Origin of the sequence: Halobacillus mangrovi, assembly GCF_002097535.1 — a bacterium.
Classification (GTDB): domain Bacteria; phylum Bacillota; class Bacilli; order Bacillales; family Halobacillaceae; genus Halobacillus; species Halobacillus mangrovi_A.
Window position 1 is genome coordinate 2,986,364 of sequence record NZ_CP020772.1, and the last position, 14,422, is coordinate 3,000,785.

The window sequence follows — 14,422 nt, forward strand, 5'->3', positions numbered from 1 at the left end:
TTGACTTTGGTGTTTTTTTGGTAGAATAGGAGGAGATGTTATGGAGGAGGATGCAAAATGGCAATTCAAGTACAAGAAACCCCAAACCCGAATGCACGTAAGTTTACTACAGACTCTATGATCTTTGAAGGTGACGGCAGTGTATCAGTCATGCCAGGCCAAACGAGTGAACATAAAATCATGAACGATCTTATGGAATTAGATGAAGTCGATAATGTTTTTGGTTTTCAAAACTTTATCACTGTCAACAAACTTCCTAATGCTGATTGGGACACGCTGACACCAAAAGTAGAAGGCGTACTTACTGAATACGGTTATTAATTATTAAACAAGCCGCCACATTCGATGTGGCGGCTTCCTTCTTATTCACTAGGAAATTGCTCTAATGGAATATTGTTTACATGTGTTGGCTTGCCATCATTTGCGCTTTCTTCAAACAATACAAGCGTCAATGTTCCATAATCAGGTAATAGATCTTCAGGAACATTGATTTCCAGTTCAAATTCAGACCATTCTGGCGCCCCTTTTTCCACTTGTACTGACGTAGGCTCAACTTGAACCATGTGGCCGTCTTCAACGCTATACATAAAAGTACCTTCAAACACTCGAGCTTCGCCTTTGACCATGTAGGAGCCATTTTCACCGGAGACCTTCACATTCCTAAATGCTTCACCATTTCCATATGTTTTACTCTTATCATTTGTATCCTCTTTCTCAGGACGGTCTTCGATCGTAAATGACTGGGTCACTTGGTAAGGTGTCGCTTCTAATGATTGATCGTTAATGGAATCGACCAAAAAAGTAATCGTTGCCTCGTAATTACCTTTCGCTTCAATGCCTGTCCACGTTTCCGTTGCGGATAAGGATTCACCTGCTGGGATTTCTTCCGTCGTCAACTCCTGCGTGAACATTTTATCAGCAGAGAACGTGTACACACTTTCCCCTTCTGCGTTCTTAACTTTCACTTCATATTGCTGACTTGAGGTAAAGCCTATAATTAAAGGCTCCTCCCCAGTATTTTCTAAGGAAAAATCAAACTTCGCCGTATCCTCTGTCGTCTCAACCGTTGCGTCCATTTTCAGCTGGCTGATCAATGATTCCATATCGATTTCCGGCTCCTCTGCAGCTTCATTTTGTTCCGTATTTTCTTCTCCGTTCGCTTCCTTCGTTTCTGAATTTGATCCACAAGCCGCTAAAGCCAGGATCATGATTCCCACCATAATGATCCACAGGTTCTTCATAAGTCCACTCCTCTAAGTTCTATTCATACCATTAGTCGATTTTATTACAAAAAGGTTACAACTATTGGTCATCTTTTCTGAAGAAACCGAAAATTCCTGTGGTTTGAACGATATTTGTAAAGGCATGTGGATCGACTTCATGAATGATATGCTGCAGATCATACAATTCATATCGAGTAATAACCATCACAAGCATATTCTTATCCTGCTGCGTGAACGCTCCCCTGGCTGGAAGTGTTGTAATTCCACGAACCATCTGGGCATGGATCGCTTTTTCCAAGTCCGCCGCTTTTGTTGTAATGATCATGGCTGTCAGTTTCTCATGACGCGTATGAATAGCATCAATGACGCGTGTTGTTACGTAAAGCGTCAACAATGTATAAAGGGCGTTCTCTGGTTCGTATAAAAATCCGGCAATGGCGATGATCGCACTATTGATGAACAAGAAATAGATTCCGATTGGGCGGTCCTTCATCCGTGACAGGATCATCGCTATGATATCCAGTCCGCCTGTTGAAGCACCCCACTTCAGTGTGATCCCGACCCCTAATCCGCCAAGCACACCGCCAAAGACAGCGTTTAAGATGATATCAGAAGATAGCTGCTCTACAGGAATAAGCTCTAGAAAAAGGGTTGTGAATGCAACCGATACAGCACTGTATATCGTGAACCCTTTCCCAACTTTATACCATCCTAAAATGGCTACGGGTATATTAAGTATAAATAAAATCAGACCTGTACTTATGCCAGGTACACCTAAAAAATCTGTAAAAATACTAGTAAGTAACTGTGCAGTCCCTGTGAACCCACTCGCATAGACGTTTGCTTCTATGAGGAATAGATTCAAGGACATTGCATTTAAAACGGCTCCTAAAAGCACGATGAATATTCGTTTCATTTCAAATGTAAACACGGAACAACCTCCCTAACCAAGTTTCTATTCTTTTTTATCACCGTGCACGTGCAAAATCAAGTACATATTTGTTTATATTGTCACAATTTGTCGTCCTTTTAAACCTACAAGGTTTTATTTTGACTAGTTATAGGCATTGAGGCTAAACTGAAGACAAAATAAAAAGTTAGAAGGTGACTATAATGAATGTACAAATTTTGTGTGATTCTGGTTGTGACCTATCGAAGGAAACGTTGGAAGCCTTGTCCCTTGAAATGCTTCCTCTAAAAGTAACGATCAATAATGAAGAATATGAAGATGGAAAAACCATTTCCCCTCTTCAAGTTTATGAAAGTATGCGGAGCGGTGAAGCACCCAAAACATCTCAAGTATCACCTCAGGCCTTTCGTGAAACCTTCATCAAGTATGTAGAGAAAGACCAGCCCTTCCTCTATTTCGCTTTGTCTTCAAAATTATCCGGTACGTATCAAACAGCCAAAATGGTTGAACAGGAAATAAAAGAAGAATACGAGAACGCTAAATTTGAAGTCATCGACACGAAAGCGGCTTCTTTAGGTTATGGACTTGTTATTATGAGAATCGCTGAACTTGCCAAAGAAGGCAGCAGCTACGAAGACATTCTAGAAATCGGTGAGTATCATGCCGATCACATGGAGCACATTTTCACCGTGGATGATTTAGAATATCTTTATCGTGGTGGACGCGTGAGCCGGACAGCAGCTTTTGTCGGTAGCCTGCTTAAGATAAAACCTCTACTACATATGGAAGATGGAAAGCTGGTTCCACTTGAAAAAATCAGAGGCTCAAAAAAACTTTGGAAGCGTATGGTTGAAATTATAGGTGAACGCGGCAAGGACTTCGAGAATCAACGGATAGCTATCAGTCACGGTGATGCGTTGGAAACTGCTGAACACCTCGCCGATATGATAAAGCAAGAGTACAATGTGAAAGATATTCACATTGATATGATCGGGTCATCGATCGGGGCTCACGCCGGACCCGGGACGATCGCTCTTTTCTTTTTAAATGACATCTATCAATAACTATACCCCAAAAACTGTAACGAAATCCCCCTCAAGACGTCTAATCCCTAAAGAACTGTTGTCATGGGATAAGACTTATAAGGGGGTCTTTTCGTGTTTAAAAAAACAAAATGGTTTCTAATCGTGTTACTTAGCTTAACCCTCATCGGCTGTAGCAGCGGTGAGGACCAATCCGCCGAAGAATCCACGGCAGACACTAGTGAACCTTCAGAAGGAGCGACGTCTGAAGAAGTCGCGACAAACGGTTTGTCTGAAACACCTGAGTCAAAAGATTCGTCTAAGGTGATCCCAGATAATACGGAAGATAAAATGATGGTCTACGAAGCTCATATAGAGCTTGAAACAGAAGATTATGATCAGTTTTACCAGAGCTTACAGGAAAAAATGAACGAAACGGAAGCGTATATTGTTGAAACGAATATCCATAAAACAGAGCAAGGAAATCGTGAAGGTCACATTCGGCTGAGGGTGCCTCAAAATCATTTTGAAACACTCCTGACTGGTTTTGAAGACATCAGCGATACCATTCAATCTAGAAATGTTTCCGGCCGCGACGTAACAAAAGAGTATGTGGACTTGGAGTCCCGTTTAGAAGCGAAAAACAAAGTAGAATCGCGTTTACTTACTTTCTTAGAACAGGCGGAAAAGACAGAAGATTTAATTAAGATTTCACAAGACCTTGAACGTGTTCAGGCTGAAATCGAGACGTTAAAAGGACAGATGAATTACTTAGAGAACCAGAGCGACTTTTCCACCATTACCGTCAGCCTGACGGAAACAAAAGTCGTTGTCCCTAAAGTTGATAGTCAGGAATTGAACACGTGGGAAAAAACAAAACAAGCTTTCTTTAGTTCCGTAAACGGACTCGTAAGCTTTTTCTCTTGGCTGTTTATTTTTATCATCGGTTATTCTCCAGTCATTGTCTTATTTGCGGCAATCGCGCTGCTTGGATGGCTCTGGATTCGTAGTCGAAAAAAGCGAGCGGATGAGAATTAACCATACTCCTTGCAGAAGAACCCTCCGTTTTTCTGCAAGTTTTTTATGGATTAACCTTTACACACTATGATCTGAGTCCGTGCCTTTCCACCCATATATTGAACTCCACACTTTTATTAGTAGATTCGCCCTCTACAATCTATGAAAATTTCATAGAATATAGTGCTGGACCAGCTAGCCAAGGGTAGAAAGGGGGATGGATTATGGTTCAATGTCTATCTTGCAATATCCCTCAGACTATGAAAGTTAATGAACAATATGCCTTTCAAGTGTGCGCACTTACAGCAGATTTAGTTTGTGTAGATGCCAAAATTGTTGCCACGTTAGGAAATCCTTCTCAGAAAGATGCCTTTGAACTGTATATGTACACCGAAGACCAGTTTGTTCCTGTATCTTTTAATGATATCGGTGTTTTCATTTACGAAGAGCCAACAATTAATAGCTGCGCTCTCCTGTTCATTACATTTAAAGCAACAGGGAAATACAGATTTCAATTGGATTTGGTTTCCGAAAGCGGCAACTTGCCTCTTGCTGATCTTTCATTTGAAGTCAATGTCATAAACGAGCTGGAATAGCAAAAAAGAAGCGAGCCCGGGAATTCGGACTTGCTTCTTTTATGATTAAGAATGATTCGCTTTTCTATTTTTTAAGCCTATAGCCACAACGGCGATTACGAAAAGGGACAGAACTCCCCCAACAAAACCGATAAACAACCAATTGTAGCCCCGGTCCGGCTCTACGAGAAAGACATCTGCTGTTTCTCGCTCCATACCTAACCGGTAAACGCCATCTTTTTGCTGCCGTATAATTCCATCTTGAATTAAACCGGTTAATTGCTGGTCATCCTTCAAGTTCGTTAGCTCCGTGGATTTCGTTTCTTCGGCATTATTTATAGCGATGATCATCGTCTGATCTTGATACGTACGCTTGAAAACAGCAAGTCCATCATTATTGTACATTTCCTTAAAATCGCCTCGGGTAAGAGCTGGAAATTGGTCTCTCATCGACGTAAGCTTCTCGATCCGGCGCTTCAGTTCTTCATCTTCTGCCTTGAAGTTCATCATAGAGATGCTTGAAGGATCTCCTCCATCATCTAATGGAACCTCAGATCCAAAATAAAGCACTGGAATTCCAGGGGATGTGAACAGGTAAGTGAGAGCCAGTTCCCATCGCGTGATCGGGTTCAGACCTTCTTCTACAGCTAGATGAGTAAAGCGGGAGACATTCGGGCTATCCATATAATGTAAGAGCTGATTGGGATTTGTGTATTTTTTCCGATTTTCTTCCCATATGTTATATAAACCATCAAGTGATCGTCCTGAAGAGGCAAAGACTTCCCGAATATTTTCATTCAATGCCGTATCGATCCTTCCACTCCCAGCTGCTGAGATATTCGATGCAATGAAAAAGTTTTCGTTCTCAGCCATGACTTCGTCCCTAAATGTTTGAATGAATTCAGATGAGGTCGATGTTGCGTCAACGATCTTGAATCCATCTACTCCTGTTTGATCTATCCAAAATTGTGCTGTTTTGATTAAGTATTGTTGGACTTCAGGGTTGCTTGTATTCAAAGGACGCGCTTCTGCTAGCCAAGGATTATGGCTTTCCGTTGCTCCATCCTTAAACCAATCTGTCTTAGATTGATCCTCCAACCAAGGGTGTTCAGGACTGGTGTGTCCAATCACCAAATCAAGCATAACCTTCATATCCCGTTTATGTGCTTCTTCTATAAGCCGTCTGACATCTTTTACATTTCCAAAATGTTCTTCCACTTTGCGGAAGTCCTCAATCCAATATCCATGATATCCATTCTTACTGTTCGCCATTATCGGAGACAGTTCAATAGTTGTAAATCCAAGTTCTTTTATGTGATCTAATTGATCGATCACTCCCTGAATGTCACCTCCATGGTAAGCATCAGGGTTACTTGTGTCGACATTGTCATTATTTTTGACACTACCGTTCATGAATCGGTCGACCATTAAATAATAAATGCTTTCATCCTGCCATTTTCGTCCTTCTTTTTCAACGGCTCCTACCGGGAGGGCGTATAAAAAAAGTAACGGGACCATGAGAACGATTATTGATTTTCTCATTACCGCTCCTCCTTCGAACATTAATGCTAACCCTTCTAGAGTATCCCTTTTGACGGTCTATCGTCAATTGAATCTCGCCGTTTTGGTAGCGAATACATAAATTAGTCACATTTGATAAATCAATCTACTTTTAACATGTTAATATTCATAAATTTGATTTATTCAACGTACTAGCGTATCTTAAAACACTTGATTTGAAGATATTGTAGGTCCGTTGCTTTAAAAAGGGGTGGCATGGCGGGAAAATAACTCGCTTTCCTGCGGGGGAACTGGCTAGCCTCCTCCGTCAGTGCGCTCCCTGCGGGGTCTCGCCTAGCTCCTTCTCCCGCGGGAGTCTCGTCATTTTCCCACCACACCCTCTTTCATAAAATTACCGTCCCCTATCCATAAACCATATAGAAAATCAAATTAAACCGTTATATTGTAAACCCACTAGAAATGTAATTTTTCATTAGTACCACACTTGTAGAAAAACCATTGCAATTCTGGATTCACCCTATTACGAGCCGCATAAACTCCATACTATAAAAGGTAGTTCAAGCTTCTCATATCGTATGGCGGATGGGAGAACGGTGAGACTCCTCTGGGATGCTCATGGTAGTTGAGACCCCGAAGGAGTCTCAGCACATGCCCACGGAAAGCGAGCCGTTTTCCCATTCACCATTACTCACACAAAAACCTCGAAGCTTAATACTTCAGATTAGCAGGCAATTATGGAGTAGAAAGCATAACCAAAAAAATACCGCCCTTGTGAGGACGGTAGAGAGGTCTTCTATAATCGAATGCTGTATGTCTTGAGCCAATAGTTGATCTGGCACAGGTGAGCGATTAATTGTGGGCCAGTCATGAGCTGACCGAACCAAGGGGTATCGATTGATTTTCCTTCTGAATCATTCAACTTCCGGATTCGGTCACGATCAAACAAATCAAAAATTGGAGCATTCGCATCTGCTAAAATATCATTCATCCACGTGCACACGGCTTTTGTATAATCTGGATGAAAGGTCTTTGGATAAGGGTTCTTTTTCCTGAACAATACTTTATCCGGTAAAACTCCTCTTAAAGCCTGGCGAAGCAACCCTTTCTCCTGATTATTGTAATGTTTCATGCTCCACGGGATATTCCATGCATACTCGACAATCCTATGGTCACTGAAAGGCACACGTACTTCAAGGCTTGCGCCCATACTCATCCGGTCTTTCCTTTCTAAAAGGGTTTGCATGAACCAGTTCATATTAAGATAAAGCATTTGCCTATGCTTTTGAGCTGCTTCGTCTTCCCCTTTAAGTAGCGGCGCTTCATCCACCGTTTCCTGATAGCGACGTAGCATATAAGCTTCAATATCTACGTTCAAGTCACTTCTAACAAGCGAAACACGCTCATCCAACGACCTGATCCATGGAAAGCCTTTTCGCTCCTGGTCCTCTTTACGATAGTACCAGGGATAGCCTCCGAAGATTTCATCTGCACACTCTCCTGAGAGTGCCACTGTCACGTGATTCTTGATTTTCTCACAGAACCACAAGAGCGAGGAATCTACATCTGCCATACCTGGCAAATCTCTAAGCTCCACAGCACGTTTTAGACGATCAACTAAATCACTAGTTTCTGCACGCATAACCGTATGAGCGGTCTGGTTTTCTCTACTGACAAGATTGATGTAAGACTCATCACGATCTGGCTGGAAAGCATTCTTCTTAAAATATTTTTCCTGATCTTTATAATCAATCGAAAAAGTTTGCAGACTCCCTTTTCTTTCTTTTTTATATTTTTCTGCAGCTACCGCAGTAATTGCACTCGAATCTACTCCTCCAGATAAAAAGGTACCTAACTTCACGTCCGACACCAGCTGTCTTTCCGAGGCATCAATAAATAGTTCCCGCACCTTTTCAACGGTCTGATCAAAGTTATGCTCATGAGGCTCACTGACGACATTCCAGTATCGATCAATCAAAAGCTTCCCTTTTTCCCAAACTGCCCGATGACCAGGACGTACCTCATGGATTTGATCAAAGATCCCATGCCCCGGCGTTCGAGACGGTCCTAAAGAAAGAATCTCGTGGATCCCTTCCTCTCCTACTTTCGCTTCAACTTCTGGATGTGCGAGGATGGCTTTCATCTCTGAGGCGAACATGACTCCTGACTTGTGATCACTGTAAAATAGGGGCTTAACACCGAGGCGGTCTCTAGCCAAAAACAGACGTTTTCGCTTCGTCTCCCAAACGCTGAAAGCAAAGATCCCATTCAAATGATTTACGCAATCAACGCCCCACTCCATATAGCTGACCAGCACGACTTCCGTATCAGAATGGGAGGTGAAGCTCCATCCTTTCGCTTTTAATTTATCTCTTACGTCATCTGTATTATAAAGCTCTCCATTGTAGCATAAGACATATTTTTCATCCCTTGCTTCTCTTACCATTGGCTGCTTTCCTCCGGCTGGATCAACGACGATCAACCGCTGATGGCCGAAAGCAGCTGGACCTTCCAGCCATTTTTGATAATCATCCGGGCCACGATGACGCAGTGTATCAGCCATTCGGTCTAATATCGGTGCTTTTTCATTGATCTTATGTTGATAATCGATCCAACCAACAATGCCACACATCTAGCCTCACCATCCTTTATTTACAAAAGATAAATCTCTTTAGCACATAAAAAAACCATCATAACTCAGTTTATGATGGACGTTATCCCCCTATGAATTTTTTCAATAAAAGGCTTGACTTTTTAAGTGAGAATGATTATCATTTTAATTGATAATAGTTATCATCCCGTTATCCCCCAAATAACGGATCAGTTCGAAACATAGACATAATAGCTGTAATCTACAGCCCCCCTTTTTACTAAAAACGCTGCATGCCGAATCGCATGCAGCGTTTATTTTATACAGGCAGAATACCTGCTGGTAAGAAGCCAAATCCTAAGATAAGCGCAAGAACAGCTGCGATGAACAATTGTCCCCACCACGCACCAGCCGGCTTTTTCTTCTTGTATTTCACTGTCACCATTTCCATTGCGGCAATTGTCCATAAACCAACAAGCAGTTTGATGATAACAAGTGCCCCGTAACTTGAATAGCTCGCAAATAAGGAGCCTCCAGAATAAAGAATCAACAAATAGTCCAAGCGTAAAATCATGTGAGATATTTTTGCTGCTTTTTCATTACCAGCTCGCGTAAACGTTGTTGCGAGTGCCACTAATACGAAAGCGATTACCCATGAGGTAATATGTAAGTGTGCCACGAATTTTCCTCCTTTACTTAAATCATCTACGGATATAATAATACCATGACAGGAGGAGCGATTCCTAACTAAAAGTCCATTTGGATTATTTTTTGAGTCGTAAGAAAATTAAAATTAAACCTGTTATAATGGATGGAGATTTAATGAAATTGGAGGGATACCATGGTTGTTTCAAGTCAACAAATTATTGATCAAACGCAAGAGTATGGTGCAAAAAACTACCACCCGCTTCCAATCGTCATCGCTAAAGCGGATGGTGTATGGGTAGAGGATCCTGAGGGTAATCGTTATATGGATATGTTAAGCGCTTACTCCGCAGTGAACCAGGGGCACCGTCATCCACGTATCATTGAAGCCTTGACGGAACAGGCCAGCCGAGTCACATTGACTTCAAGAGCTTTTCATAATGATCAGCTCGGTCCTTGGTATGAAAAGATTTGTAAGATCACAAACAAAGAAATGGCTCTGCCAATGAATACTGGTGCGGAAGCGGTCGAAACAGCCATTAAAGCAGCAAGACGCTGGGCATATGATGTAAAAAAAGTGGAAGAGGATCAAGCTGAAATCATCGCTTGTACGGGAAATTTCCACGGCCGTACTATGACCGCGGTGTCTCTTTCTTCAGAAAAAGAGTATAAACGCGGATTCGGTCCGATGCTTCCTGGGATTAAGCTCGTACCTTATGGAGACGTGGAAGCATTAAAAGAAGCCATTACAGAAAACACCGCAGGGTTCATTCTAGAACCGATCCAAGGAGAAGCTGGAATTGTCATGCCTCCAGAAGGTTTCTTGAAAGAAGCATATAATGTCTGCCAGGAAAATAACGTGCTATTCATCGCTGATGAGATCCAGGCAGGTCTCGGACGAAGTGGTAAAATGTTCGCCTGTGATTGGGAAGATGTAAGCCCTGATGTACTGATCTTAGGAAAAGCGCTTGGCGGAGGCGTATTCCCAATTTCTTGCGTGGTCGCTAATAAAGAAGTGCTTGGCGTTTTCAATCCTGGATCGCACGGCTCTACTTTTGGCGGAAACCCACTCGCATGTGCCGTATCTGTAGCTTCCCTGGAAGTGATCGAAGAAGAAAATCTCGTCGACCGCTCCCTGGAGCTTGGGAATTATATGATGGAAGAATTGAAATCCATTGATAATCCGAAAATTAAAGAAGTGCGAGGCAAAGGTCTTTTTATCGGAGTCGAGATGACAGAACCGGCTCGCAAGTATTGTGAACAGTTGAAAGAAAAAGGGCTTCTATGTAAAGAAACCCATCAGAACGTCATCCGTTTCGCTCCTCCACTCGTGATCGAAAAAGAAGATCTCAAATGGGCAATCGATCAAATAAAAGCTGTATTAAGCTAATATAAATAATACGGTGTCACCTCATTAGAGGTGACACCTTTTATTCTCTATTCGGTTCCTTCTTCCAACGAAGCAATTTTTTTATGTCCCCACGGGGCGATGACGATTTCAACAACCGATTCTCCAATACGCTCTTCGTAAAATTCTCCTGTATTTTCTTCGATAAAATATCGGTTGAGGCCAATATCGACCTGATACGTTTTATTGATTTCATCGTACCACTGATAACGCGCACGCAGAACAGTCTGGTTTTCTTCTGCTTCCTTCCAAATTTTTGAGGCTTCCACAAGTTCGTAAATGCCTTTACTATTTGATTCCAGCAAAAGAAATACACGCTCTCCTCGATCTAACTCTTTTTCAACAGCCCATTGATCTTCAGGGATTTGTTCAATTTCATAAGATAAAGCTACATAATCTCCATAAAATGGATCCCGAGGATCTACGGGAGCCGTTTCCAGCTTAATTGTCTCCCCCATGGCATCCATGACGTAAAAAGAAATGGACATCAACGAAAGGAAAAGAATTTGTAAAAAGACGATAAGATAAAAAATCCACCGTTTCATCATGCTTCTCCTCCTTTATGAAACTGTCTTCGTTTTCGTTCAAGGAAGAAGCTAAGTGCAAAGAGCAGAAGCCCACCGATAAAGAAAAACAAAGAACGGTTCATGAAATCCCATGCCAGTTGGAAGTAGGCGAGCAGTGTAGTGACCAAAAAGGCTACCGTCCCTTTATTGACCCAACGTACAACCTCCTGCTGGTATCCTGAAATCAACCAGAGAAGAGCATATCCAAACAACAACACAAGTGACAAAACGTCTCCAAACCCGAATCTGAAGACTGGAACGAATAAAATGAGATCGATCCAATAGTAGTTGTTTGTACTGATTGCCGAGCGAATTACAGCGAACACAAACAACACCGCCCACACAATGAAGAAATAAAAGGAGGATTCATTCTGGTCGAACCAGTAATCGTAACCAAGGAAAAATACTTGAAAGGTGTTGAGTACTAGTATAGACAGAATTGCCGATGATTTGAAAATCCGAATCTGTCCTTTTCGAACAACCAGATCATCCAGTAAATACAAGGCTAAAAATAATACAATTAACCAGTAATAAGGAAAACCCTCACTGAACACGAGTACGAGGCTGTGAATGATATAACCAATGGAGAAAACAAGGGAAGCCATAGTCACCTTATTCTTATACACGACCCAACCTAGCCCGAATAAAAATAATACGCCCAGCCATAAGTGATAAGACTGAAAAACAATCCCACTATAAACTTGGCCTACCGTCGTGATAACGACAGTCGCTATGAAAAAAGTCCAATTCTGATATAAAAAATACAGACTGCCTCCGGCTAACGCCCATACAAAAAACGGAAAGGCACTGAACGACGTATAGTGGTACATCTGCCCCGTTAAGAAAATGCCAGCACCAAAAATCAGTAATGCGGTTAAGAGCAGGCTTGTGCCTAAACGATCGGCATGTTTTCGACAGGCATACTCTCCTCCCAAATAAAACAGAAGCAGGGAGCCTATAATGATTCCCATGCGTGATAAGTCGTGCATCTCAGACCAGTTCGAAGCAATAAAAGTTAAGAACCCTAATCCTATAAAAATAGCCGCAAATGTAAGCAATACCGGTTTATTTTGTTTTTTTGGATATTGTTCAATTAATTGATCGCGCTGGGTTTCAGAAATGATATGTGCCTCCACCCATTTTTTGCTTTCTTTTACGATCTGGTCGCGATTCATTTCGCTGACCCCCTCTGTTATGAAACTGCTTTTTGTTTCCGTCTTAACGGCTGTCTTGTATTGTACGTCAACGAACGCCAAACCCATTCAAGTGGTCCGTACCGATACTTGGTCAGCCAGGCTTTACTCGCATATACTTGTAGAGGAAAGACGATGATCACAATGATCATACTCCAAATAGGCGGAACCTGTGCATACAATCCGAAACCTACGGAATAAAAGAGTATAAAACTGATCAATGATTGGAAGATGTAGTTAGACAGAGACATCCGCCCCACCCACGTTAAGGGATGCACAATTTTGGAACCCCTTTCAGTCCTGAACAATAGAGTAATAGATAGAACATAAAATATGGCCGAAGCTGTTCCTCCTACATTATCCTGCATAAGGTCAAACCATTCTGGATTCCCGAAGAAATATGGCCCCGCTTTGAAAACGAAAAAAAGTAAACCAGTCAAAAGCCAGACTTTTTTAATGGAAGAAAGATGCTTTTCTGGTTCATGCAGCCAGCGCTTCTTACAGACATAGAGGCCGAACAAGAACATGGGAATTAAGCTTAAAGCGAGAAAAGGAAGATTAGCAAACTGATTCGCATAATACCAGTCGTCTGCATTTTGCTGCCAAATATCGAGTAAACTACCCTGCCCGTAATTCGTGATCGCCTCTTGAATCAATGGTCGGTTGACCATTCCTTGTAATTGATCTCTAAACATATATAAAGAGAACGTCAATGGAAGGACTAGTGTAGCAAGCATAAAGTAAGCCCATACTAATATCCACTTCTTTGAAACATTGAAAAAGGCGAACAATATCATCCCGAGCACTCCGTAGGAAAGCAATATGTCTCCGTGCCAAATGAGAAATGCGTGTATCAAACCGAATCCGGTCAAAATCAATAGTCTTCTAAAAATTACTGGGCGATAATTTATATCTTTTTCATCCAGGCGTTCCTTCATCATTTGCATCCCGAAGCCAAACATGAAGGAAAACAAGGTATAGAAACTTGCCTGGAAGAAAATATCCACGATCGCTTGAACCGTATGGCTCAATGGAGAGGACCAATATTCGCCAGCTCCTCCATATAAAAAATATGGAGCATTGAACGCTGGAACGTTGACCATAAAAATGCCTAAAATCGCAAGGCCGCGTGCGGCGTCAACCCAGCTCAACCGCTCCGATTCACGTAATGGTGAAGCTGATGTTTTCATTTCTATTCCCCCTATAGTTCCATTTTACTTTGATTACGTAATGAAGACAATTGCGTTTCATAAAATGAAGAAAGGAGTTTTTCTTATGCCAGCGAAAGTCGGAGCCGTTAAAGTGATATCGCTATCTTCATCGAGCATCTTTAACATTGGCGATGTGTATAACATGGCTCCGCAAGCATGGGCTAAAACCTTTGCGGGAGGCGGTTCATTCAACACGGGTAACGGAATTAGGATTAACATTAACAACTCTAATACGAATGTCAATGATAAAGATGTTATAGACCAGTCGCTTTTCAACAATGGATAAGGGGGATAAACATGAATATTACGGTTCATCAATCCATCTGTATACATGTTTTGAGAATTGGCTCTGTCGCCAACTCCTCTGTCGTGCAAATCGGAAGCTCAGGTGTCATTCAGGCAAAATCCGACTTATACAATACAGGAGGCTACACAGAAGCTGCTCCATTAGCGCAGCCACTTGAAGGCATAGTCTCCGTCCCGGAAGCCGAAGCCGCTCCTCTTGTCCCTCTTTCCATAACATAGACCGTTTTTCTTGTGCATA

Annotated in this window: 15 protein-coding genes; 7 read left to right on the forward strand and 8 right to left on the reverse strand. The window is 42.0% G+C overall.

All coding sequences use genetic code 11. The features are described 5' to 3' along the window. Nucleotides 1–57: 57 nt before the first annotated feature. Nucleotides 58–321: a NifU N-terminal domain-containing protein gene (locus HM131_RS14855; protein ID WP_085030511.1), complete on the forward strand. Its 264-nt coding sequence runs from the start codon at nt 58–60 to the stop codon at nt 319–321. Between the two features lie 41 nt (nt 322–362). Here HM131_RS14855 and HM131_RS14860 read toward each other — a convergent pair whose 3' ends face one another. Next, nucleotides 363–1,241 (reverse strand): BsuPI-related putative proteinase inhibitor, encoded by an 879-nt coding sequence (locus tag HM131_RS14860; RefSeq protein WP_085030512.1) that lies wholly within the window; start codon nt 1,239–1,241, stop codon nt 363–365. Nucleotides 1,242–1,302: 61 nt separating this feature from the next. Next, the gene (locus HM131_RS14865) at nt 1,303–2,154 is read right to left on the reverse strand and encodes a YitT family protein (RefSeq protein ID WP_085030513.1); all 852 of its coding nucleotides are present in this window, start codon (nt 2,152–2,154) and stop codon (nt 1,303–1,305) included. A gap of 182 nt (nt 2,155–2,336) precedes the next feature. Between HM131_RS14865 and HM131_RS14870 the strand changes: the two genes are divergently transcribed. The 3 genes from HM131_RS14870 (at nt 2,337) to HM131_RS14880 (ending at nt 4,768) form a co-directional block, all read left to right on the forward strand. Then, entirely contained in the window at nt 2,337–3,197 is an 861-nt protein-coding gene (locus HM131_RS14870) for a DegV family protein (protein WP_085030514.1), read from the forward strand. A 93-nt stretch (nt 3,198–3,290) separates the two neighbouring features. Further along, nucleotides 3,291–4,193 carry a DUF4349 domain-containing protein gene (locus HM131_RS14875; RefSeq protein ID WP_085030515.1) on the forward strand — a complete coding sequence of 301 codons (903 nt, stop codon included), beginning with the start codon at nt 3,291–3,293 and terminating at the stop codon, nt 4,191–4,193. 203 nt (nt 4,194–4,396) lie between these two features. Next, nucleotides 4,397–4,768 (forward strand): hypothetical protein, encoded by a 372-nt coding sequence (locus tag HM131_RS14880; protein WP_085030516.1) that lies wholly within the window; start codon nt 4,397–4,399, stop codon nt 4,766–4,768. Between the two features lie 45 nt (nt 4,769–4,813). On the opposite strand, the gene HM131_RS14885 is transcribed toward HM131_RS14880, so the two are convergent. From HM131_RS14885 to HM131_RS14900, 3 genes are all read right to left on the reverse strand, one after another. Beyond that, nucleotides 4,814–6,289 (reverse strand): alpha-amylase family glycosyl hydrolase, encoded by a 1,476-nt coding sequence (locus tag HM131_RS14885; protein WP_198162642.1) that lies wholly within the window; start codon nt 6,287–6,289, stop codon nt 4,814–4,816. Nucleotides 6,290–7,061: 772 nt separating this feature from the next. Next, on the reverse strand, nt 7,062–8,897 hold the full coding sequence (gene asnB, locus HM131_RS14895; protein ID WP_085030519.1) for an asparagine synthase (glutamine-hydrolyzing): 1,836 nt from the start codon (nt 8,895–8,897) through the stop codon (nt 7,062–7,064). A gap of 277 nt (nt 8,898–9,174) precedes the next feature. Beyond that, nucleotides 9,175–9,534, reverse strand: a complete 360-nt coding sequence (locus tag HM131_RS14900) for a YisL family protein (protein WP_085030520.1) — start codon at nt 9,532–9,534, stop codon at nt 9,175–9,177. 162 nt (nt 9,535–9,696) lie between these two features. On the opposite strand from HM131_RS14900, the gene HM131_RS14905 reads away from it, so the two are divergent. After that, nucleotides 9,697–10,890, forward strand: a complete 1,194-nt coding sequence (locus HM131_RS14905; RefSeq protein WP_085030521.1) for an ornithine--oxo-acid transaminase — start codon at nt 9,697–9,699, stop codon at nt 10,888–10,890. Nucleotides 10,891–10,937: 47 nt separating this feature from the next. Here the strand turns inward: HM131_RS14905 and HM131_RS14910 are convergent, their stop codons facing one another. From HM131_RS14910 to HM131_RS14920, 3 genes are read right to left on the reverse strand one after another with little or no spacing between them, the layout of a single operon-like run. Then, a complete protein-coding gene (locus tag HM131_RS14910) occupies nt 10,938–11,456 on the reverse strand; it encodes a GDYXXLXY domain-containing protein (RefSeq protein ID WP_085030522.1) in 519 nt (172 codons plus the stop codon). Next, the gene (locus tag HM131_RS14915) at nt 11,453–12,649 is read right to left on the reverse strand and encodes a DUF2157 domain-containing protein (RefSeq protein ID WP_085030523.1); all 1,197 of its coding nucleotides are present in this window, start codon (nt 12,647–12,649) and stop codon (nt 11,453–11,455) included. Before HM131_RS14915 ends, HM131_RS14910 begins: the two co-directional genes overlap by 4 nt. Before the next feature lie 17 nt (nt 12,650–12,666). After that, on the reverse strand, nt 12,667–13,857 hold the full coding sequence (locus tag HM131_RS14920; RefSeq protein WP_085030524.1) for a DUF418 domain-containing protein: 1,191 nt from the start codon (nt 13,855–13,857) through the stop codon (nt 12,667–12,669). Between the two features lie 85 nt (nt 13,858–13,942). On the opposite strand from HM131_RS14920, the gene HM131_RS14925 reads away from it, so the two are divergent. Together HM131_RS14925 and HM131_RS14930 are read left to right on the forward strand one after the other, a co-directional pair. Then, a complete protein-coding gene (locus HM131_RS14925) occupies nt 13,943–14,164 on the forward strand; it encodes a spore germination protein (RefSeq protein ID WP_085030525.1) in 222 nt (73 codons plus the stop codon). A gap of 11 nt (nt 14,165–14,175) precedes the next feature. Then, entirely contained in the window at nt 14,176–14,403 is a 228-nt protein-coding gene (locus HM131_RS14930; RefSeq protein ID WP_085030526.1) for a spore germination protein GerPB, read from the forward strand. Nucleotides 14,404–14,422 lie beyond the last annotated feature (19 nt).